Origin of the sequence: Bradyrhizobium sp. HKCCYLS20291, from assembly GCF_051167715.1 — a bacterium.
In the GTDB taxonomy this organism is placed as follows: Bacteria; Pseudomonadota; Alphaproteobacteria; order Rhizobiales; family Xanthobacteraceae; genus Bradyrhizobium.
The window spans coordinates 112,644-134,449 of sequence record NZ_JBNPTO010000013.1 but is presented as its reverse complement, the minus strand read 5'-3'; the positions used below and the strand labels follow the sequence as shown (position 1 = coordinate 134,449).

Sequence of the window (21,806 nt, the reverse complement as noted above, 5' to 3'; positions counted from 1 at the left end):
ACAGCAACGCCGTCATTTCCAGGCGTAGAGCTTGAATTCCGGCAGATCATCCCCGCCCGGCTTCCGGAGCACCCACAAATTATAGGCGGCGAGATCCCTCAACCCGACCGCATGCAGCACGCTGTCGTAAAGATAGGAGGCCAGGTAGAACGGAACGAAGAACTCGAGATAAGTGCTGCTCGAATATCCGGGCAGATGGTAGACGGTCTGGAACCCGGACTGACACACCATGTTGCGGAACGCCGAGTAGTTCGTTCTGTCGTAGTGCGCCGTGAAGCCGAGATGCTCGGCCGTCTCTCCCATTGACGTTTTGAGCAATTTCTTCGTGACCGCCTTCGGCAACAGCCGGTTGACGACGGCAAACGGCGCGTAGCGGCCGGGAAACTGCGCAATGAGGTAGCCTCCAGGCCGCAGCGCCGCGAAGGCGTTGTCGAGGAAGCGCTGGTTGTCGCTGAAATGCTCGATGCCGGAGCTGATCATCACGAGATCGACGGAACCCGGCGCGACGGCAATGCCTTCGCAGGCGTCGCCCTCGATCTTCTCATCGAGCAGCGGATTGCCGGCCATTTCATCACCGTCGATATCCAGCCCGATCAGCCTGATGCCGTGCCAGCCCTTATAGTGATGCGGAAAGTGCCACTGCTTTCCGGCGCCGACGTCGAGCACCGTTCGCGTTTCCGGATGCGAGAGCAGGATGGCACCGATCTTGTGATACGCGGCAAAGACGTTGGCTTCGTGATAGTGATCCGGAGTGATCGCGCGCGACAGCCGCCGATTGAGCGCAAAGAACGAGGATGCTTTTGCCACGTGGCTCTCCTTGATGCCGGATGAGGAACACTCAACGTCCGACGCGCGCGGAGGCTCCGAAATTTTGTTCCTGCTTGTCCGGGCGTTTGGGGCTTACGCCGACGGGAACTGCGCAGTCGTTGAGGGAATCGAGACGTCTCCCCACGGCCGGCCGCTGGGTCCGACAGCACCCGGCCAATTTGGCCTCGTACGCCTCCGCATGGGTCTCCTGCGTCGACTGCACGCGCCACAGAATGCGCCCGTCTCGCTCCGCGCGGGCGGCGCAAGTCGGCTTTTGCAGGGCGGAACTCTCACGTTTTCCTGATTCCTGCGTCAGAACGCCGCGCGTCGAATTCGCCTATGGTCCGCGCGTTTCCAACCCACGGAGGTTTTCCGCATGCGTAAACTGATCATCGCCACCGCCGCCTTCGCGTTCGTCTCGTCGGCCGCTCTGGCCCAGTCCACCGAGAAGCCGATGACGACCACTGGCCAGGCGGCGAAGGGCGGCGACGCCATGGGCGCGGGCGACGACATGAAGATGAGCAAGACGAAGAAGAAGTCGGCGAAGAAGACCTCCGGCGACGCCATGTCGAAGTAAGCCGGCAGCGTGGGCGTACCGCGAGGGCACGCCCACGCCCGCCAATTGCGCGGTGGAGTTGCTAGGTCGAAGCGGAGCGTCGCCTCAGCGCGCCCGAGCAGCGCTCCCCTGAAGGCCCCTATCCTGCCCCCAGTTGCAGCTGCTGCAACCGTGCCGCGAACCAGGCGGACAGCGCCGGGTCGATCCTTGCGCCGACATAGACCTCCGGCGTGATCACCCTGCGGCGGTCGAGGATCACCAGCACGCCGATCCAGTAGGCAAACCATAGATGCGGGTCGGTCAGCGCCATCAGCTTGTGGCGGTCATGCGCCAGCGGCTGGTGATTGCTGGCCTTGCGCACCTCGATGGCCAGCAGATTGTCGGGCACCGCGCGCTTGTGCACGACGATATCCGGGTAGACCGACTTGGCCAGCTCGTCGTCGGTCGAGACGATCGAGCCGCGCGGCAGCAGCATGGCGCGGTCGCCGAGCCGGTTGTAGTCGCAATCGACGTCCCAGCCGAGGAAGTTGCGCTCGACATGCACCGACAGCCGGTGCGTCAGGGCGCGCTCACCGAGATCGCGGTCGAGGATGAAGCGCTCGCGCGCATAGAACTCCTGCAGCGCTGAGATCAGCCGGTTCAATTCGCTGTGCATGCCGCCCAAACAGAACAAACGATGGAGACGTCACCATCAACACGCGTTCGTGCTGAGTCGCCAACCATCAAAATGCGGCAATGACGCTGCCATCACCCGGCGGCCGATTTGCGGCCGTCGGGTGCTCGGCGCAAAGACCTACATCTGCACTTCGATCAGGCGCGGGCCGTATTCGGCATTGGCCTCGGCCAGCGCCGCGTTGAACTCGTCCGCCGTGGTGACGGCGCGGCCGGGGACGCCCATGCCCTTGGCCATGGCGACGAAGTCGAGCGTCGGGCGGTCGATCTTGAGCATGTCCTGGGCGCGCTGGCCGGGCTCACCGGCGCCGACGCCGTCGAACTCGCCGCGCAGGATCTGGTAGATCCTGTTGGCGAACACCACGGTAACGACGTTGAGGTTCTCGCGCGCCTGGGTCCACAGCGACTGGATCGTGTACATCGCGCTGCCGTCGCCGACGAGGCACATGACTTTCCGATCGGGACAGGCCACCGCGGCGCCGGTCGCGACCGGGGTCGAGAAGCCGATCGAGCCGCCCATGTTCTGCAGCCAGTCATGCGGCTTCGCGGCCGCGGTCGGCGGGAAGAAGCCGCGGCCGGTGGTGATCGATTCGTCGACGATGATGCCGTTTTCCGGGATCGCATAGGCGATGGCCTGGGCGATGGTGGTGTGGTTGAGCGCCCCTTGCGGCTTGATCAGTTCGGCGAGCGGCTGCGGCTTCACGTCCGCGGCCTTGGCGCCGAGATGGCCGGCCAGCGCCTCGAGCGCGGCGGCCGAGTTCTCGCCCCAGGCGGTCATGCGGTGCACCTCGGTGCCCTCGGCCTTCAACTGGCTCGGCTTGTTCGGATAGGCGAAGAAGGCGACGGGGTCGTTGGCCTCGACCAGCACGATGTGCTTGTAGTTCTTCAGGATCGGCAGCGCCTGCTCGATCACATAGGGGATGCGGTCGATCGAGAACCGTCCCGCGCCGCGCGCCATCCGCGGGTGATAGGTCTGGCCCATGACCCGGCAACCGGTCTTGCCGGCGATCTGCTGGGCGAAGGTCAGCGCCTGCTCGGTCAGCGCACCTGCCGTCATCAGCACCAGGGTCTCGGGGCCGTGGGCATGCAGGATCCTGGCGGCCTTCTCGACGGCGTCGGCCGAATAGCTCGGGCGCTGCGCGTCTGCCGGAACCTGGGCGATGCCGTCGGCCTCGTTCCAGGCGGTGTCGGCGGGAAGGATCAGGGTGGCGATCTGCGGCGGTGCGCTCTTGGCGGCGGCGATCGCCGCGGCGCCGTCGGCAGAAACGGCCTGTGCGCTCGGCGAGGTTCGCACCCAGTCGGACATCGGCCGCGCCAGGCCCTCGATGTCCGAGGTCAGCGGCGCGTTGAAGCCGATGTGGTAGGTGGCGTGCTGGCCGACGATGTTGACGATGCCCGAGCGCGCCTTCTTGGCGTTGTGCAGGTTGGCGAGGCCGTTGGCGAGGCCGGGGCCGAGATGCAGCAGGGTCGAGGCCGGGGTGCCCTTCATGCGGAAATAGCCGTCGGCGGCGCCGGTCACGACGCCCTCGAACAGGCCGAGCACGCAGCGCATGCCCTCGACCCGGTCGAGCGCGGCGACGAAGTGCATCTCGGAGGTGCCCGGATTGGTAAAGCAGACGTCAACGCCCCCCGCGACCAGGGTCCGTACCAGGCTTTCCGCACCGTTCATCATTTGCTCCCGTGACACCGCGCTCTGTCTTGCAAGACGCCAGATCAATCATTGTTCGCTGCCTGCGTCAAAGGGGCTGGCCGCATTGCTGCCATCGGCATGATGCTCGCCCGCAGGTTTGGCTAACGCGGTATTGGCAACGGCCCCAGCCGCAGCATTTGGAATGTCCGTGGGATTTGCATCACAGCCGCCGCTCGCATGCGCCCGTCACGCTGCCGTGGGTTGCGAAATCGGGCGGATTGTGGCCTGTCTTCGACGTAATTTGATTTATGCCAGGGGATGGAAATGAAGCGGTATTTTGCTGGGGTGGTTGCTGCGTTCGCCTTGCTGTCGAGTGCCGGGATGGCACAGGCTCAATGGACGGACCCGTTCAGTGCCGTGACGAACAACTATCGGACCGGCGTCAGCCCGATCCCGCGCCAGACCGTGATGTTCCAGGGCGAATATGCGCCCGGCACGATCGTCGTGAACACCGGCGAGCGCCGGCTCTATCTGGTGCTGCCGAACGGCCAGGCGCTGCGCTACGGCATCGGCGTCGGCCGCGACGGGTTCCGCTGGAGCGGCGTGCACCGCATCACCGCCAAGAAGGAATGGCCGGCCTGGACGCCGCCGTCGCAGATGCTGCGCCGCCGTCCCGACCTGCCGCGCCACATGGCCGGCGGCGTCGAGAACCCGCTCGGGGCGCGCGCGATGTATCTCGGCTCCACCCTGTACCGCATCCACGGCTCCAACGAGCCGGAGACGATCGGACAGGCGGTGTCGTCGGGCTGCTTCCGCATGACCAATGACGACGTCGCCGACCTCTACGACCGCGTCTCGGTCGGCACCACTGTCGTCGTCAAGAACTGACAGGGTCGCGCCGGGGGATCATGTCGCAACGCCGGAGCGCTCATCCTGGCCGGGAACATGACAGATGCTCCCGGCGGTCGCTTGGAACAGCGGCCATCGTTCTGTCCGCCGCGCTCGGCCAGATCGTCACGATGCTGCAGCCGCAGCCGGCCTTCGCCACCGAGATCCCCGCGATCGTCGCGCGCCAGCGCGCCGAGAAGAAGAGCTTCACCGACGCCGAAATCACCGACGGCTTCTACAAGACTGCATTCGGCGCCGAATATCATCTCGCCGGCCGGGTCGACCGCATCAGGAAATACAGCGCCCCGGTGCGGGTCTATGCCGACAGCCGCCGCGCCGACCGCAAGGCGCAGCTCGCCAAGGTCGTCGGCGACATCGCCGCGCGCGTCCGCAACCTCGACATCGCGATGACCGACAGCGACGGGGACGCCAATGTCCGCGTCAAGCTGGTGCGCGACCGCGACCTCTATCATACCATCAGCCAGGCCTATGGCAGCGAGCGCGCCCGCGAGATCAAGACCTCGCTCGACCCGCAATGCCTGTCCGGATTCCGTAAGAACGAAGCGTTCGAGATCGAGCATTCCGACGTCATCCTGACCGTCGACAATGGCGACTTCGTCTTCCTCGACTGCGCCTATGAGGAGCTGCTGCAGTCGCTCGGGCCGATCAACGACACCTCGAGCGTGCCCTGGACGATGTTCAACGACAACGTCTCGATGGGCTATTTCGACATCTACGACCAGTACATCCTCAACCTGCTCTACGACCCCCGCGTCAAGGCCGGCATGACGCTCTCCGAGGTCAAGGCGGTGCTGCCGGACGTGCTCACCGACGTCAGAGCGTGGGTGAAGAAGGTGAACAATCTGGCGGAGTGAGCAGAGCACGGGGCCTGGCGGTCTGCCCGACTCGCGCGACATCTCCAGTGTCGTCCCTGCGAACGCAGGGACCCATACCGCGGATGCTATCGAGGGACGAGGCTGGCAGTTGCCTGCCTCAACAGGGCCTGTGGTTATGGGTCCCTGCGTTCGCAGGGACGACACCAGTTTTGGCGAAGCAGCTGTGGGAACTCAGCTACCTGCAAATCCCCTTCAGCGCCTTCCACTCTTCGGCGCTGAGCAGCGGCGGGCCGCTGGCGGGGCGGTCTTCGGCGCGCATGCGCGCCAGACGGTCTTCGGTCAGCGGGTGGCTGCCCCACAGCGACGGACGCTTGCCGTCCTCCTTGCCGGTGATGCGGAACAGCAATTCGCCCATCGGCCGCGTCGGCCGCCCGAGCTTGTGCATGACGTCGATGGCAAAGCTGTCGGCCGCCTCCTCCGCCTCGCGCGAGTAGGACGCGTCGATCATGGCGCGCGAGGCGAAGATCGCCGCGCCGGCGCCGGTGACGTCGCCGAACAGCAGGCCGATCAGGAATGAGCTCGAGCCGTTGTGGATCACCTGGCGCAGATTGTCGCGATGCTTCAGATGGCCGAGCTCATGCGCCAGCACACCGGCGACCTCGTCGGGATCGTTCGATTTGTCGAGCAGCCCACGAAACAGGAAGAAGCGGCCGCCCGGCAGCGCGAAGGCGTTGGGGATCGGCGTATCCAGCACCTCCGACGCGATGCTGTCGTCGAGGCCCGCAGGCTGGCGCAGCGCCGTGACCAGCTTGGCGAACGCCGCCTGCCCGGCCGCCTCGCTGCATGCTTTTTCACCGAACAGCGCGTGGATCTGCACGACGGCAGCCTCGCCGAGATGCCGCTCCATCGCCGGCGGCACCAGCGGCGTCAGCCGCTCGGCGGCCCGCGGAAGCACGACGAGAACGAGCGCGACGATCGAGGCCGCGGCCGCGAGCGACCAGCCGACGATCCGGGCAATCCCGCTCCGCGTCAGCCGGTTTTCGTCGATCTGGACGCAGCGCGCGATCAACGCGTCGGCGAGCGCCGCGTCGCGAATCTCGAGCCGCGCCAGCGGAGATGCGGACAGACAGCTGACCCGCAGCGTGCCGCTCGGACCATCCACCCGCCGGATGTCGACATACGGCCACGACACGAAATTGTCGGCGCTGCGCATCACCAGCTGATTGGCCAAACTGATCGTCACCGTCTGGCGCCGGTTCGACAAGCCGTCGAAATAGGTCGCAGGGCCGCCGGGCGGTGCGGCCGGCTCGGTCGACGTGCCGTCGAGCGAACGACCTGCGCCGCCGCCGGGCTCGGATTCAGAATCCGGCGACGTCGAGTCCATCGGCAAACCCTTCACCCAGCGCGCTGGCCAGATCGCCCTTGGCGCCGACGTTGGCCATGGCCTCGATGCCATGCACCTCGACCGTATCGAGCACCGTCGCCCACATGTCGCGCACCAGATACATCCGCATCGCGACGTTGGCTGACAGGATCAGCGCTATGTATCCGAGCCCCAACCCGACCATCAATCCCACATGATTCATGACGGCGTCTAACTGCGGCAGCCCATCGGCGCCCTTGCCCACCAGCCGCTCGAGCAGCGCGAACACGCCGATCATGTACGCGACATAGATCACCAACAGCAGGGTCATCCACCCGATCAGTTTCCAGTACAGGCCGAAGAACGCGTTGCCCGGCAATGTCGAATCCAGACGAACGTCGCCGACCCGGATGCCAGACAACCACCAGCGCCATTCGACGGCCTTGAACCACGCGTAGATAAACGGCAACAGCGGCAGCAAGACCAACGAGAGAATACCGAAGATCCCGCTCGCCAACATCCAGAACGACGCCACCCGATCGGACTGCATCGTGGCAACGACGAAAAGTCCCAATATCAGGGCGACGATAGACGGCGCCGACCAAAGGTACTTGGCCTTCTTGAAGAATTCCCAGCCACGTCCCTCGAAGTCGCCGCTGAGGTCGCCATAATGCGAGTGTCGCATCTTGTAGCGCTCCAGCGCGGCGGCGCGCCACGGCCACGCCAAGCCGAGCGTCAGCACCGCCAGCAGCGTCCACAGCATCGCTCGCCCGGCATAGGCCCATCCCGAGCCGTCCATCCAGAACCGGATGCCGCGCCAGACCGTCCGCGTCAGCCGGTAGCGCCGCGCGCGATAGATCGCGAACTGGCCGAACGCATAGAAGGCGATCACCAGCGGCACGCTGGCGAAGCCCTGGTAGCGCTCGGCCTCGACGCCGATCAGGAAATAGGCCAGGTAGATCGGGACCAGGATCGCCATCGCGAACAGGAAGCCGATCAAGAGCTCCTTGCCGCGTCCGGTATACTCGGCCGCATCGCCGTCGATGGCCGTATTGACCCACAGATGCCGCCGGATGTCTGTCGCCAGCCAGAATCGGTAGAAGCCGAGCGTGATCAGTTCGATGGCCGCACCGCGGCTGACCAGCCGGAAAAACTCGCCGCGTGCCCCGGAGAAGGTCGCCGTCAACGGCGGAAGCGGCGGAGGCTGCCCCGGAACGTAACTCATCTGGTTCACGGCTCACGCCTCCGACACGCGAAAAAGACTAAAATATGCCCCGGCTATTCGTCGCTGGGTCGATTCCGAGGTTCGACGCTATTTGTACGCAAGTCGGCCGGAAAAAAACACCGGCCTTGGCGAGACTGAATAAAATATGTGCTTCTGGCCGGTGCGCGAACACGCTGCAGGCGCGCGCAGCCGGCCAATTCGCGTTCTATGATGTCTTATCGAACAGCTCACGTCCGATCAGCATGCGCCTGATTTCGCTGGTGCCAGCGCCGATCTCGTACAGCTTGGCGTCACGCAACAGCCGTCCGGTCGCATAGTCGTTGATGTAGCCGTTGCCGCCCAGCAGCTGGATTGCGTCGAGCGCGCACTGCGTCGCCTTCTCCGCAGCGAACAGAATGGCACCCGCCGCGTCCTCGCGCGTGGTCTCGCCGCGGTCGCAGGCCTTAGCGACCGCATAGACATAGGCGCGCGCCGCATTCATCGTCGTATACATGTCGGCGACCTTGCCCTGCACCAGCTGGAAGGTGCCGATCGGCTGGCCGAACTGCTTGCGTTCGTGGACGTAGGGCAGCACCGCGTCCATGCAGGCCTGCATGATGCCGAGCGGACCGGCGGCGAGCACCGCGCGCTCGTAGTCGAGGCCCGACATCAGCACGTTGACGCCGCGGCCGACCTGCCCGAGCACGTTCTCCTCCGGCACCTCGCAATCCTCGAACACCAGCTCGCAGGTGTCGGAGCCGCGCATGCCGAGCTTGTCGAGCTTCTGTGCGGTCGAGAATCCCTTCATGCCCTTTTCGATGATGAAGGCGGTGATGCCGCGCGGGCCGCCCTGCGGATCGGTCTTGGCATAGACCACCAGCGTCTCGGCGACGGGGCCGTTGGTGATCCACATCTTGTTGCCGTTGAGCACGAAGCGGTCGCCCTTCTTGTCGGCGCGGGTCTTCATCGACACCACGTCGGAGCCGGCCTGCGGCTCGGACATCGCCAGCGAGCCGACATGCTCACCCGAGATCAGCTTGGGCAGGTATTTGCGCTTCTGCGCCTCGTTGCCGTTGCGGCGGATCTGGTTGACGCAAAGGTTGGAGTGGGCGCCGTAGGACAGGCCGACCGAGGCCGAGGCGCGCGAGATCTCCTCCATCGCGATGCAATGCTCGAGATAGCCGAGCCCGGCCCCGCCATACTCCTCCTCGACCGTGATGCCGTGCAGGCCGAGCTCGCCGATCCTCGGCCAGAGATCGCGCGGAAACTGATTGGAGCGATCGATCTCGGCCGCGCGCGGCGCGATCTGTTCCTGCGAAAAGCTGGCCACCGTCTCGCGGATCGCGTCAGCGGTCTCGCCGAGATCGAAGTTGAACATGCGCTGCGCGTTGGCGATCATGGGGGCGGCCTCCTGCTAGTCTTCTGCTCTGCAACAATTGCGTTCAGCCATATTCCGTGGCGCGGCGCTTGTCACGTCCAACCTCCGGCCGAACACCAGCGCCGCGACGCAAGACCGGGTGGGCGGCCCCGTCAAACTCCGCGCTTGCCGTGCGCTGCCGGGCAGGATGTAATCGCGCAAATATCGCCGGACCGACCGAGAATCCGGCCATCAGGGAGATGTCCATGCACGGGACCGCCAACACGGCCGAGGCGCGCCGGCACACCGAAACAGACACGCGCGCGATCGACGAGGCCGCCCGCCGCGCCGCATCGCTGCCGCTGGCCGAGTTCGACCCCGGCCATCCGGAGCTGTTCCGCACCGACACGCACTGGCCCTATTTCGACCGGCTGCGCCGCGAGGACCCGGTGCACTATTGCAAGGACTCGATGTTCGGCCCGTATTGGTCGGTCACGCGCTATGACGACATCATGGAGATCGAGACCAATCACGCGGTGTTCTCCTCGGCGTCGGCGCTCGGCGGCATCACCATCCGCGACATCGATCCCGACCTGCGCCGCGAGAGCTTCATCGCGATGGACCCGCCGCGTCACGCCGCCCAGCGCAAGACGGTGGCGCCGATGTTCACGCCGACGCATCTCGACGAGCTCGCGATCAACATCCGCAAGCGTTCGGCCGAGTGCCTGGACAATCTGCCGGTCGGCGAGGTGTTCGACTGGGTCGACCGCGTCTCGATCGAACTGACGACGCAGATGCTCGCGGTGCTGTTCGACTTCCCCTGGGAGGACCGCCGCAAGCTGACGCGCTGGTCCGACATCGCGACCACGATCCCCGGCCCGGACGGGCTGGTCGCGACCGAGGACGAGCGGCAGGCCGAGCTGATGGAGTGCGCCCGCTATTTCGCGCGGCTGTGGCAGGAGCGGCAGAGCCAGCCGCCGAAGAGCGACCTGCTGTCGATGATGGCCCACAGCGAAGCCACACGGAACATGGATCCGAAGAACTTCCTCGGCAACCTCGTGCTGCTGATCGTCGGCGGCAACGACACCACGCGCAACACCATGTCCGGCAGCATCTACGCGCTCAGTCAGCATCCGGACCAGTACCGCAAGCTCAAGGATAACCCGGCGCTGATCGACAGCTTCGTGCCGGAGGTGATCCGCTGGCAGACGCCGCTCGCCCACATGCGGCGCACCGCGCTCGCCGACATCGCGTTCCGCGGCAAGCAGATCAAAAAGGGCGACAAGGTGGTGATGTGGTACGTCTCCGGCAACCGCGACGAGGCCTCGATCGAGCGTCCCTACGACTTCATCATCGACCGCGCCCGGCCGCGGCAGCACCTGTCCTTCGGCTTCGGCATCCACCGCTGCGTCGGCCTGCGCCTCGCCGAGCTGCAGCTCAAGATCATCTGGGAGGAGATCCTGAAACGATTCGATCATATCGAGGTGATGGACGAGCCGAAGCGGGTCTATTCCAGCTTCGTGAAGGGATTTGAGACATTGCCGGTAAGGATTACGGCGTAGGTTGCATTTGAGGACGAGTCGGGCCTAAGCGATGGTCCCGTAGGGTGGGCAAAGGCGGTCGCGCAGCGCGCGAACGCCGTGCCCACCATCTCGCGACTGGCGCGAAAGACGGTGGGCACGCTTCGCTTTGCCCACCCTACGCATCCTGCTCGCGACGACGGACGAGTAGACTCATGACTTATCTCGATTGTTGAGCGACCTTCCAAAAAAGGACCACCCCATGACCGCCCAGGCCGCGCTTCGTTCCGACCATGCCGATCTGCTGCGCGACGCGCGGCTGGAGGCCTATGCGACGCCGATCGAGGACTTCCACCCGGGCGCGCCGCGGCTGTTCCAGAACGACACGCTCTGGCCGTGGTTCGAGCGGCTGCGCAAGGAGGCGCCGGTGCACTACTGTACCAAGGCGCCGATCGAGCCGTATTGGTCGGTGACGCGCTATCACGACATCATGCATGTCGACACCAATCACGCGATCTTCTCGTCGGACGTCAGCAATGGCGGCATCATGATCCGCGATGTGCCGCCCGGCTATGAATGGCCGAGCTTCATCGCGATGGACGAGCCTGTTCACGGCGAGCAGCGCAAGACGGTGCAGCCGATGTTCACGCCCGATCATCTCGACGAGATGGCGGTGCTGATCCGGCAGCGTTCTGCCAAGGTGCTGGACTCGCTGCCGCGCAACGAGACCTTCAACTGGGTCGAGAAGGTCTCGATCGAGCTGACGACGCAGATGCTGGCGACCTTGTTCGACTTCCCATTCGAGGAGCGCCGCAAGCTGACGCGCTGGTCCGACGTCTCGACCGCCTTGCCCAAGAGCGGCATCGTCTCATCGGAGGAGGAGCGCCTGCGCGAGCTGGCCGACTGCGCCGAGACGTTCGGCCGGATCTGGAAGGAACGCCAGGCCAATCCCGGCCGCGACCTGATCTCGATGATGGCGCATAGCGAGGCGACGCGGCACATGACGCCGGACAATCTGATGGGCAATCTGATCCTGCTCATCGTCGGCGGCAACGATACCACGCGCAACACCATGACGGCGTCGGTGCTGGCCTTGAACGAGAACCCGGCCGAGTACCAGAAGCTGCGAGACAATCCGGCGCTGATCGAGACCATGGTGCCCGAGGTGATCCGCTGGCAGACGCCGCTCGCGCACATGCGCCGCACTGCGCTGGTCGACACTGAACTGGGCGGCCAGAAGATCAGGAAGGGCGACCGCGTCGTGATGTGGTACATCTCGGGCAACCGCGACGGCGAGGTGATCGAGAACCCCGACGCCTTCATCATCGACCGCAAGCGGCCGCGCATCCATCTCTCGTTCGGCTTCGGCATCCACCGCTGCGTCGGCATGCGGCTCGCCGAGCTGCAGCTGCGCATCGTCTGGCAGGAAATCCTCAAGCGCTTCGACCGCATCGAGGTGGTCGGCGAACCGAAGCGCGTCTACTCCAGCTTCGTGCGCGGCTACGAGTCACTGCCGGTGCGAATTCCGGGATGATCGCGCAGGGGGGCCTCATGGTTCGAGACGCGCCGAAGGCGGCGCTCCTCACCATGAGGGGCGATCGCCCATTCGGCGAGAGATGTTTCCCCTCATGGTGAGAGCCGCGTAGCGGCGTCTCGAACCATGAGGCCACCGCGCTCCGCAACTTCGTGAGCTACAGGACGTCATGCCCGCTTCCGACACACTCACCTCAGGCCCCGACTGGCCGCTCGCCATCTACGACGCGCTGAAAGCGGCCTCCGTCCGCCAGCTCTGCTACGTGCCGGACGCCGGCCATTCCCGCCTGATCCGGCTCGCCCACGACGATCCGGCGATCGCCACGACCGTTCTGACCACCGAGGAGGAAGGCGTCGCGCTCTCCGCCGGCGCCTGGCTCGGCGGCCAGCGCGCGGTGCTGCTGATGCAGTCGAGCGGTGTCGGCAATTGCGTCAACATGCTCTCGCTGCTCCAGAGCTGCCGCTTCCCGTTCCTGACCTTCGTGACCATGCGCGGCGAATGGGCCGAGTTCAATCCGTGGCAGGTACCGATGGGCAAGGCGACGCAGGCCGCGTTCGAGATCATGGGCGTCACCGTGTTCCGGCTGGAGCGTCCCGAGGATGCCGGCGAGATGGCCGCGGCGGCCGCAAGGCTCGCCTATGACAGCGATCAGCCGATCGCGGTGCTGATCTCCCAGCGCATGATCGGCGCCAAGAAGTGGACGGAGGACAAGTGATGAGTCCGGCACTCGACCGCCGCACCGCCGTCAGGGCGCTGCTGCACGACCGCGGCGATCTCCTGGTCGTCAGCGGCCTCGGCTCGTCGTCCTACGACGTGTTCGCCGCCGGTGACCACGATGCGAACTTCTACCTCTGGGGCGCGATGGGCGGCGCCGCCATGATCGGCCTCGGCCTCGCATTGGCGCAGCCGTCGCGGCCGGTTGCCGTCATCACCGGCGACGGCGAGCAGTTGATGGGGCTCGGCAGCCTCGCGACGTCAGCGGCCAAGAAGCCCAGGAACCTCTCGATCGTCGTGCTCGACAACGCTCATTTCGGCGAGACCGGCATGCAGATGAGCCATTCGGGACTCGGCGCCAATCTCGAGTTGATCGCCACCGGCGCGGGCTTTCCCTCGGTGACGACGATCCTCGATCACGACGCGCTCGCCAGCTTCCGGCCGAAGCTGCGCGATCTCGCAGGCCCCCATTTCGCCCGCGTCGCGATCTCGACCGATCACGTCGACCGCGCCCTGCCGGCGCGCGACGGCGTCCATCTCAAGAACCGCTTCCGCGGACACCTCGGATTTCCCGTCAGCTAGAACGGGACCGCAGGCCGCCCTGCTCTGTCGCCCCGGCAAGGCTGCACGGCAGCAACGCTGGCATTCCAAGCTTGCCAAGCGGGACCCGCTTGGTCATAGGCTATCAGGAACGAGTTCAGGGAGAGAGCCCAGGCTGCGTCACGCGGCCCGCGGAGCAACACATGACAGACCACCATCAGCACGACGATTACGCCGACATCCGCGACGCCGTCGCCAAGCTGTGCGCCCAGTTCCCCGGCGAATACTGGCGCAAGCTCGATCGCGAGATGGCCTATCCGTCCGCCTTCGTCGATGCGCTGACGCAGGCCGGCTATCTCTCGGTGCTGATCCCCGAGGAATATGGCGGCGCCGGGCTGAAGCTGTCGGCGGCTGCGGCGATCCTCGAGGAGATCCAGCGCGCCGGCTGCAATGGCGGCGGCTGTCACGCCCAGATGTACACGATGGGCACGGTGCTGCGGCACGGCTCGGCCGAGCAGAAGGCCAAGTGGCTGCCGAAGGTCGCCAGCGGCGAATTGCGGCTGCAGGCGTTCGGCGTCACCGAGCCGACCTCGGGCACGGACACATCGTCCCTGAAGACCTTCGCCAGGCGCGACGGCGACAGCTACATCGTCAACGGCCAGAAGATCTGGACCAGCCGTGCCGAATATTCCGACCTGATGATCCTGCTCGCGCGCACCACTCCGAAGGAGCAGGCGCAGAAGCGCACCGATGGTCTCTCCGTCTTCATCGTAGATATGCGCGAGGCCAAGAAGGCCGGCCTCACCATCCGTCCGATCCGGACGATGATGAACCACGCCACGACGGAAGTGTTCTTCACCGACATGCGGGTGCCGGCGGAGAACCTGATCGGCGAGGAAGGCAAGGGTTTTCGCTACATCCTCTCCGGCATGAATGCCGAGCGCATCCTGATCGCGGCCGAATGCGTCGGCGATGCCAAATGGTTCATCGCCAAGGCGACCGCCTACGCCAAGGAGCGCGTGGTGTTCGGCCGCCCGATCGGCCAGAATCAAGGCATCCAGTTCCCGATCGCCAAGGCCTATGCCTCGATGCGCGCGGCCGAATTGATGGTCAAGGAGGCCACCCGCAAATACGAGGCCGGGCTCGATTGCGGCGCCGAGGCCAACATGGCCAAGATGCTCGCCGCCGACGCCTCGTTCGAGGCGGCGAACGCCTGCATCCAGACCCATGGCGGCTTCGGCTTCGCCGAGGAGTACGACGTCGAGCGCAAGTTCCGCGAGACGCGGCTGTACCAGGTGGCGCCGATCTCGACCAACCTGATCCTGTCCTACGTCGCCGAGCACGTGCTCGGCATGCCGCGCTCGTACTGAGGCTTGTCGATGCTGCCGCTTGAAGGGATCACCGTCGTTGCCGTCGAGCAGGCGGTGGCCGCACCGTTCTGCTCGTCGCGCCTGGCCGACGCCGGCGCCCATGTCATCAAGATCGAGCGGCCCGAGGGCGATTTCGCACGCGGCTACGACGCCGCCGCCAAGGGGCAGAGCAGCTATTTCGTCTGGCTCAACCGCGGCAAGGATTCGCGCGTCGTCGATCTCGCCAAACCGGAAGGTCGCGCCGAGCTGGAGACCCTGATCGCAGGCGCCGACGTGCTGCTGCAGAACCTCAAGCCCGGCTCGATGGACAAACTCGGCTTTGCGCGCGAGCGGCTGCGCAGGGACCATCCGAAGCTGATCTGCTGCACCATCACCGGCTATGGCGACACCGGACCGTACGCCGATCGCAAGGCCTATGATCTCCTGATCCAGGCCGAGAGCGGCCTCGCCTCGATCACCGGCGGTCCCGAGGGTCCATCGCGCGTCGGCATGTCGATCGTCGACGTCGCCACCGGCGCGACCGCGCATGCCGCGATCCTGGAGGCGCTGATCAAGCGCGGCCGCACCGGCGAAGGCGCCGATATCCGGATCTCGATGTTCGACGTGATGGCCGACTGGCTGACGGTGCCCTTGCTCAACGCGGAAGCCGGCAATGCGCCGAAGCGCATCGGCCTCGCGCATCCCTCGATCGCGCCCTACGGCGTGTTCACCTCCAAGGACGGCAAGGACATCCTGATCTCGATCCAGAGCGAGCGCGAGTGGACGGCGTTGTGCGCCAAAGTGCTGGACCAGCCCGGCCTGCCCGACGATCCGCGCTTCGCCAACATGGTCGAACGGGTGCGCAACCGCGCGCTGACGGACGGCATCGTGGCCGAGCGCTTCGCGGCGCTGTCGCGCGATGAATTGCTCGCCAAGCTCGCCGCGGCCGACATCGCCTTTGCCGAGGTCAACAGCATGGCCGATCTCTCGACCCATCCGCATCTCCGGCGGATCGAGGTCGACACGCCGAACGGCGTCGTGAGCTATCCGGCGCCGGCCGTTATCGTCGTCGGCGATGACAGACACTACGGCACCGTGCCGGCGATCGGCGAGGCCGCCTCGCCGCATCAGCGAAAGGGATGATCATGACGGAGCCCCTCGATCTCGATCACCTCAAGCAGTGGGTCGGCCGCAGCGCCGAGGCTGTCGACATCGTCACCGCGCAGCTCACCAAGGGCCTGCGCGCGACGCTGTTCCAGGACATCGGCGAGCCGGCCACTGGCGACATCGCGCCCTACACGGTGCATTGGTGCCTGGGCCAGCCGGTGTTTCCGCACGATCAGCTCGGCCCCGACGGCCACCCGACCCGCGGCGGCTTCCTGCCGCCGGTGCCGCTGCCGCGGCGGATGTGGGCCGGCGGCGAGGTGCAATTCATCGATCCCTTGCGCGTCGGCGACGTCGCCACGCGCGTCTCGACGATCACGGACGTCAGCTTGAAGAGCGGCTCGACCGGCCAGCTCTGCTTCGTCGCCGTCGAGCATGTGGTCTCGACGCCGCGCGGTGTCGCGATCCGCGAGCGGCAGGACATCGTGTACCGCGACATGGGCGGTGCGCAGCCCGCGCCGGCCAAGGCACCCCCGCCTCCACCGGCCGCGCAGCACAGCGAGAGCCATGTCTCCGATCCCGTGCTGCTGTTTCGCTATTCGGCGCTGACCTTCAACGGCCATCGCATCCATTACGACCGCGACTACGTCACCAAGGTCGAGGGCTATCCGGGCCTGATCTTCCACGGCCCGCTGCAGGCCGCACTGCTGGTCGAGTTCGCCGCCAAGCTCAAGGGCAAACCGCCGGCCAAATTCGCCTATCGCGGCGTGCAGCCGCTGTTCGAGGGCTCGGAGTTCTCGGTGAATGCCAGCGCCATCGAGCGCGGCCTTGAGGTGTGGACCGCGAATGCCGAGCGGCAGCCGACCATGAAGGGCACCGCGACGTGGTGACATGGGTTTCCTCATTGCGAGCGTAGCGACGCAATTCGGAGTCCCGACGACTCTGGATCGCTTCGTCGGTTCGCTCCTCGCAATGACGAACATCAGTGATGACGGCAATCGGGGAAACGCCTTTGGCCAAAGCAACGAAGACAACGACCAAGCCCGTCACCGTCAAGCAGGCCACCTTCGCGCTGCTGCGCTCCTTCGGCATCAAAAAGGTGTTCGGCAATCCCGGCTCGACCGAGCTGCCGTTCCTCAGCGACTGGCCCGATGACATCGACTACGTGCTCGGCCTGCAGGAGGCTTCCGTGGTCGGCATGGCCGACGGCTATGCGCAGGCCACGCGCAATGCCGGCTTCGTCAACCTGCATTCGGCGGCCGGCGTCGGCAACGCGCTCGGCAACATCTACACCGCGCACCGCAACCAGACGCCGCTTGTCATCACCGCCGGCCAGCAGGCGCGCTCGATCCTGCCGCTACAGGCGTTCCTCTATGCCGAGCGCCCGAGCGAATTCCCGCGTCCCTACGTCAAATACAGCGTCGAGCCGGCGCGGCCGGAGGACGTGCCCGGCGCGATCGCGCGCGCCTACTACACGGCGATGCAGCCGCCGTGCGGGCCGACCTTCGTCTCGATCCCGATCGACGACTGGATGCATCCGGCGCAGCCGGTCACGGCCCGCAGGATCAGCCGCGAGCTCGGCCCCGACCGCGCCGCGATGGACGAACTGGCCGGCGCGCTCGCGGCGGCAAAAAATCCCGCGCTCGTCGTCGGCCCCGGCATCGACCGCGCCAGTTGCGTCGAGCTGATGGTACAGGTTGCGGAAAAGGCCAAGGCCAGCGTCTGGGTCGCCCCGTTCTCGGCGCGCTGCTCGTTTCCCGAGCGCCATCCGCAATTCGCTGGATTCCTGCATGCCGCGCCGGGACAATTGTCGGACGCGCTGAAGCCGCATGATGTCGTGGTGGTGATCGGCGCGCCGGTCTTCACGTTCCATGTCGAGGGCCACGCCGCGATCTTCGACGGCGGCACCGCGCTCTATCAGATCACCGACGATGCCGACGGCGCTGCGGTGCCGCCGGTCGGCACCAGCATCATCGCGACGATGCGCCCCGCACTGTCGCTGCTGCTGGAGCTGCTGCCTGAGACGAAGCGCGCCGCGCCGAAGGGGCGCGCTCTGCCCGACACGCCGAAGCCGGCGGATCCTATTCCCGTCGACTATCTGCTGCACACGCTGTCGCAGGCGCTGCCGGCCAGCAGCGCCGTCGTCGAGGAGATCCCCTCGCACCGGCCGCTGATGTACAAGCACATGCCGATGCCGGGCGCGGATTCCTTCTACACGATGGCGAGCGGCGGGCTTGGCTACAGCCTGCCGGCCGCGGTCGGCATGGCGCTCGGCCGCGAGACGGGCCGCACGGTCTGCCTGATCGGCGACGGCTCGGCGATGTATTCGCTGCAGGCGCTGTGGACAGCGGCGCAGCGCAAGCTGCCGATGACGGTCGTCGTCATCAACAATTCCGGCTACGGCGCGATGCGCTCGTTCAGCCAGGTCATGCAGGTGCGCAACGTGCCCGGGCTCGAGCTGCCCGGTCTCGATTTCGTCAAGCTCGCCGAGGGCATGGGCTGCGACGCCGTGCGTGTCACCCGATCCGCGGACTTGGCCTCCGCTCTCGCGCGCAGCCTGTCTCACAATGGCACAAGCCTGGTCGAGGTGATGGTCGACTCCGCGGTGCCGCTGCTCTACGCGCAGAAGAACTGAGCCCCGTTCGATTACCGGACGGCCTTGTCAATCACCGATGATGCGACAATGCGTCGCACTGCGGCGGCGACAATGTGTCCTGCCGCGAATTGCGCATCGGCCCGCCGCAACGGTGCAACCGGCGGTTCAGCCGCAACCAATTGTTTCGAAAGCTTTCTGCCGAGTTGCGCTGTCCTGCCGCAGGCGCTCCGCCGCAAACATCGCGAAATCCTGCCGTCACCTTGCAAGCGGACGCCATGCTGCTTGCAAGGTCCGACCACGCTGCAAGCAAAAATCATTATCAGAAGGTTCCATCATCCAATCCAGCGTACCAATGGAGTTGAGCTGATGGCGGACAAGAAGAACCTTCAAACGGCGACATCGAAGACCCACCTCTATCGCCACGTCAGCGCACTTGCCCTCATGTCCGCGCTTGCCGTGGCCGCCTTGCCGCATCAGGCGAATGCGCAGGCCATGGCGCTCGCCACCACGACCACCACGAACAATGCCGCCGCCAACGCCGCCGCAAAGGCCGCCCAGGAGGCTGCGGCCAAGGCTGCCGCCAAGGCCGCACAGGATGCGGCTGCCAAGGCTGCTGCCGCCGCCGCGGCCAAGGCCGCAGCGCAGGCGGCCGCCAACGCCGCCGCGAAGGCCGCCGCCAGCGCGGCTGCCAAGGCTGCCGCGAGCGCGGCTACCAAGGCTGCGACGACCGCCGCCACGGCCGCGGCGAGCAGCGCCGCCAAGAGCGCTGCGGCTGCCACCACCACTGGCGCGGCGACCAAGCCCACCGCCGTTGCCACCGCGGCAACGCCGACCCCCGTTGCCAAGCCGGCCGCCGCCGCAACCACCACCGGCATCGCCAAGACCGCCGCTGCGGCCGCCACCAGCACGACGGCAGCAGCCAAGCCGGCTGCGGCCGCCACCACCGTTGCTGTCGCGAAGGCCGCCGCAGCGCCGGCCGCCGCCGCAGCCACCCCGGCCAAGGCCGCAGCTGCTGCAGGCGCAGCGAACAATGATGCCGTCGCCAAGGCCAACGCCGCTGCGGCCGCCGCTGCGCAGAAGGCCACCGCGGCCGAGGCCCAGGTCGCCGCCGACCGCAAGGCCATCGACGTGGCACGCCAGGCCGAGCAGAACGCGAAGGGCGCCGCAATCGAGGCCCAGGAGCAGGCCGAGAAGAACCCGACGGCCGCCAACCAGGCTGCGGCCACCGCGAATGCCGCGAAGCTCGCAGCGGCCTCCGCCGCCCTGCAGGCGGCCTTCCAGAAGCTCGACAAGGACATCGACGTGTCCAACGAGGCCAAGGAGGCCGCCAACGCCGCCAAGGATACGGCGCGCGAGACCGCGGAAGCCGCGGCAAAGGCCGGTCAGGCCGCCGGCAACGCCGCCAATGGCGGCAATGCCAACAACGGCGGCAACGCCAACAATGGTGGCGGCGCGGCGGCCGGCAACGGCGGCAACAACAACAATAATAACAACAACCAGCAGGCCAATGAGGCCGCCGAACAGGCCGCGCTGCAGGCGGCGCTGAAGACCGGCGAGCAGGCCCGCGCCGTCGCACAGCAAAAGACCCAGGCCGCCAACGCCGCAGCATCGGCGAACCAGAAGACGGTCGAGGCCGCGCTCAACCAGAAGATCGGCGTGATTGATGCGACGGTCGAAGCGGCCGAGCAGAAGGTCAACGCCGACCGCCAGGCGCTGGAGCAGGCGCGCCAGGTGGCACAGCAGGCCAAGCAGGACGCCCAAGAGGCGGCCGAGGTGGTCGAGCGGGCCAATAACGCCGCCAATCAGGCCGCGCTCGCCGCCGCCAACGCCAAGGCGCAGACCACCGCCAACGCGTTCAACGCTGCCAACAATCAGTTGAACGCCGACAACCAGGCGCTGACGCAGGCCCGCGACACCGGCGAGCAGCAGGAGCAGGCGCTGCGGGCCACCGCCCAGCAGCAGATCCAGGCTGGCTACACCGCCGCACAGCAGGCGACTCAGGCCGCCTGGGCCGAGGCGCAGCAGATCGGCAACGCTGCGCTGGCCGCGCTCGAGCAGTAAGGCCCCGGCACTCCGCGCCGCCCCTTTTGGTTCCCCTGAGGGCGGCGCGGGTCCGATAACGACAACAAGGCCACCACCAGCCGCATGCCGAACGGCCGGGGATGATCCCGAGACAGGATTTAACCTCACCCCGTCGCGCGATCCGCTCCGGCTCCCATCCGCCGGACATGCATTGCCTCAAGCCCCGCCCCCCACGCGGGGCTTTTTTCTACCGATGTCGCAGAGCACGCTGCACTCCCTCTCCCCGTTCTTCACGGGGGCGCGACGAGCTTCGCTCGCGCTGAGAGGGTTGGCGTGAGGGGCAGCCGTACGGGTGGTATAGGTTTCGTGCTACGAACTGACTTATTAGCTCGCAGAATGACGGTGAGTACACCCTCAGGGTCGTCCACCGCTAAAGGAACCCTGCCCGTCCGATAGACTACGATCTGAGCCACTTATGCGCCATGCCCCTCACCCGGATTGCTGCGCAATCCGACCTCTCAGCGCGAGCGAAGCTCGTCGCGCCCCCGCAAAGGGCGGGGAGAGGTTGCAGCACCCGCGACGGACGAGATTGCCTCAACGCGACAATAAAACTCCTAATCAGCTGGATGATTGAGACTTTGATACTGATGAGACACGAACCCCCAACACGAGCACGCTGCACTCCCTCTCCCCGTTCTTCACGGGGAGAGGGTCGGGGTGAGGGGCAACGGCACGGGTGGTATAGCTTATGGATGACGAACTAATCCCGTCAGCTCGACAGAATGACAGCGAGTACGCCTTCAGCGTCGTCGGTCGCTGCGGAGTCGTCGTACCCGTCCGATGGACCACGATCTGAGCCACATGAGTGCCATGCCCCTCACCCGGATTGCTGCGCAATCCGACCTCTCCCCGCAAAGGGCGGGGAGAGGTTGCAGCACCCGCGACGATAGAGATTGCCTCAACGAAATGACCAGGATTCCAATCCTAGTAGAACAACTAGGGTCCCTTTCGATCAAGACCGCAAATATTCCAAGACGGATAAGAAACGCGTCTTCGCTACGAGCACGCTGCGCTCCCTCGCCCCGTTCTTCACGGGGTCGCGACGAGCTTCGCT

General features: G+C 66.1%; 18 protein-coding genes. 12 read left to right on the top strand and 6 right to left on the bottom strand.

The genetic code is table 11. The features are described 5' to 3' along the window. Positions 1-12: 12 nt before the first annotated feature. A complete protein-coding gene (locus ACQR07_RS25615; RefSeq protein ID WP_434904890.1) occupies positions 13-807 on the bottom strand; it encodes a class I SAM-dependent methyltransferase in 795 nt (264 codons plus the stop codon). Between the two features lie 376 nt (positions 808-1,183). On the opposite strand from ACQR07_RS25615, the gene ACQR07_RS25610 reads away from it, so the two are divergent. Further along, on the top strand, positions 1,184-1,384 hold the full coding sequence (locus tag ACQR07_RS25610; RefSeq protein WP_434904889.1) for a hypothetical protein: 201 nt from the start codon (positions 1,184-1,186) through the stop codon (positions 1,382-1,384). Between the two features lie 118 nt (positions 1,385-1,502). On the opposite strand, the gene ACQR07_RS25605 is transcribed toward ACQR07_RS25610, so the two are convergent. Beyond that, entirely contained in the window at positions 1,503-2,018 is a 516-nt protein-coding gene (locus ACQR07_RS25605) for a hypothetical protein (protein WP_434904888.1), read from the bottom strand. 138 nt (positions 2,019-2,156) lie between these two features. After that, the gene (locus ACQR07_RS25600) at positions 2,157-3,704 is read right to left on the bottom strand and encodes an acetolactate synthase large subunit (protein ID WP_434904887.1); all 1,548 of its coding nucleotides are present in this window, start codon (positions 3,702-3,704) and stop codon (positions 2,157-2,159) included. A gap of 285 nt (positions 3,705-3,989) precedes the next feature. On the opposite strand from ACQR07_RS25600, the gene ACQR07_RS25595 reads away from it, so the two are divergent. After that, on the top strand, positions 3,990-4,553 hold the full coding sequence (locus ACQR07_RS25595) for a L,D-transpeptidase (RefSeq protein WP_434904886.1): 564 nt from the start codon (positions 3,990-3,992) through the stop codon (positions 4,551-4,553). A gap of 131 nt (positions 4,554-4,684) precedes the next feature. After that, the gene (locus ACQR07_RS25590) at positions 4,685-5,428 is read left to right on the top strand and encodes a DUF2927 domain-containing protein (protein ID WP_434904885.1); all 744 of its coding nucleotides are present in this window, start codon (positions 4,685-4,687) and stop codon (positions 5,426-5,428) included. A 196-nt stretch (positions 5,429-5,624) separates the two neighbouring features. Here ACQR07_RS25590 and ACQR07_RS25585 read toward each other — a convergent pair whose 3' ends face one another. The 3 genes from ACQR07_RS25585 to ACQR07_RS25575 all read right to left on the bottom strand — a co-directional run bounded on the left by ACQR07_RS25585 (position 5,625) and on the right by ACQR07_RS25575 (position 9,355). Continuing rightward, a complete protein-coding gene (locus ACQR07_RS25585; protein WP_434904884.1) occupies positions 5,625-6,773 on the bottom strand; it encodes a M48 family metallopeptidase in 1,149 nt (382 codons plus the stop codon). Continuing rightward, positions 6,748-7,977, bottom strand: a complete 1,230-nt coding sequence (locus ACQR07_RS25580) for a YjgN family protein (RefSeq protein ID WP_434904990.1) — start codon at positions 7,975-7,977, stop codon at positions 6,748-6,750. Before ACQR07_RS25580 ends, ACQR07_RS25585 begins: the two co-directional genes overlap by 26 nt. A 205-nt stretch (positions 7,978-8,182) precedes the next feature. Further along, positions 8,183-9,355 (bottom strand): isovaleryl-CoA dehydrogenase, encoded by a 1,173-nt coding sequence (locus ACQR07_RS25575; protein ID WP_434904883.1) that lies wholly within the window; start codon positions 9,353-9,355, stop codon positions 8,183-8,185. Positions 9,356-9,579: 224 nt separating this feature from the next. Between ACQR07_RS25575 and ACQR07_RS25570 the strand changes: the two genes are divergently transcribed. The 9 genes from ACQR07_RS25570 to ACQR07_RS25530 all read left to right on the top strand — a co-directional run bounded on the left by ACQR07_RS25570 (position 9,580) and on the right by ACQR07_RS25530 (position 20,731). After that, complete coding sequence (locus tag ACQR07_RS25570; RefSeq protein WP_434904882.1) at positions 9,580-10,875, top strand: cytochrome P450; 1,296 nt, start codon at positions 9,580-9,582, stop codon at positions 10,873-10,875. 220 nt (positions 10,876-11,095) lie between these two features. After that, positions 11,096-12,367, top strand: a complete 1,272-nt coding sequence (locus ACQR07_RS25565; protein ID WP_434904881.1) for a cytochrome P450 — start codon at positions 11,096-11,098, stop codon at positions 12,365-12,367. A gap of 169 nt (positions 12,368-12,536) precedes the next feature. Further along, positions 12,537-13,082 carry a phosphonopyruvate decarboxylase gene (locus ACQR07_RS25560; RefSeq protein WP_434904880.1) on the top strand — a complete coding sequence of 182 codons (546 nt, stop codon included), beginning with the start codon at positions 12,537-12,539 and terminating at the stop codon, positions 13,080-13,082. Continuing rightward, positions 13,082-13,663: a thiamine pyrophosphate-dependent enzyme gene (locus ACQR07_RS25555; RefSeq protein WP_434904879.1), complete on the top strand. Its 582-nt coding sequence runs from the start codon at positions 13,082-13,084 to the stop codon at positions 13,661-13,663. Before ACQR07_RS25560 ends, ACQR07_RS25555 begins: the two co-directional genes overlap by 1 nt. 161 nt (positions 13,664-13,824) lie before the next feature. Beyond that, a complete protein-coding gene (locus tag ACQR07_RS25550; RefSeq protein WP_434904878.1) occupies positions 13,825-14,991 on the top strand; it encodes an acyl-CoA dehydrogenase family protein in 1,167 nt (388 codons plus the stop codon). Positions 14,992-15,000: 9 nt separating this feature from the next. After that, positions 15,001-16,113: a CaiB/BaiF CoA transferase family protein gene (locus ACQR07_RS25545; protein WP_434904877.1), complete on the top strand. Its 1,113-nt coding sequence runs from the start codon at positions 15,001-15,003 to the stop codon at positions 16,111-16,113. Between the two features lie 2 nt (positions 16,114-16,115). Then, a complete protein-coding gene (locus tag ACQR07_RS25540; RefSeq protein ID WP_434904876.1) occupies positions 16,116-16,964 on the top strand; it encodes an FAS1-like dehydratase domain-containing protein in 849 nt (282 codons plus the stop codon). Positions 16,965-17,086: 122 nt separating this feature from the next. Beyond that, positions 17,087-18,709, top strand: a complete 1,623-nt coding sequence (mdlC, locus tag ACQR07_RS25535; protein ID WP_434904875.1) for a benzoylformate decarboxylase — start codon at positions 17,087-17,089, stop codon at positions 18,707-18,709. 327 nt (positions 18,710-19,036) lie between these two features. After that, complete coding sequence (locus ACQR07_RS25530) at positions 19,037-20,731, top strand: hypothetical protein (protein ID WP_434904874.1); 1,695 nt, start codon at positions 19,037-19,039, stop codon at positions 20,729-20,731. Positions 20,732-21,806 lie beyond the last annotated feature (1,075 nt).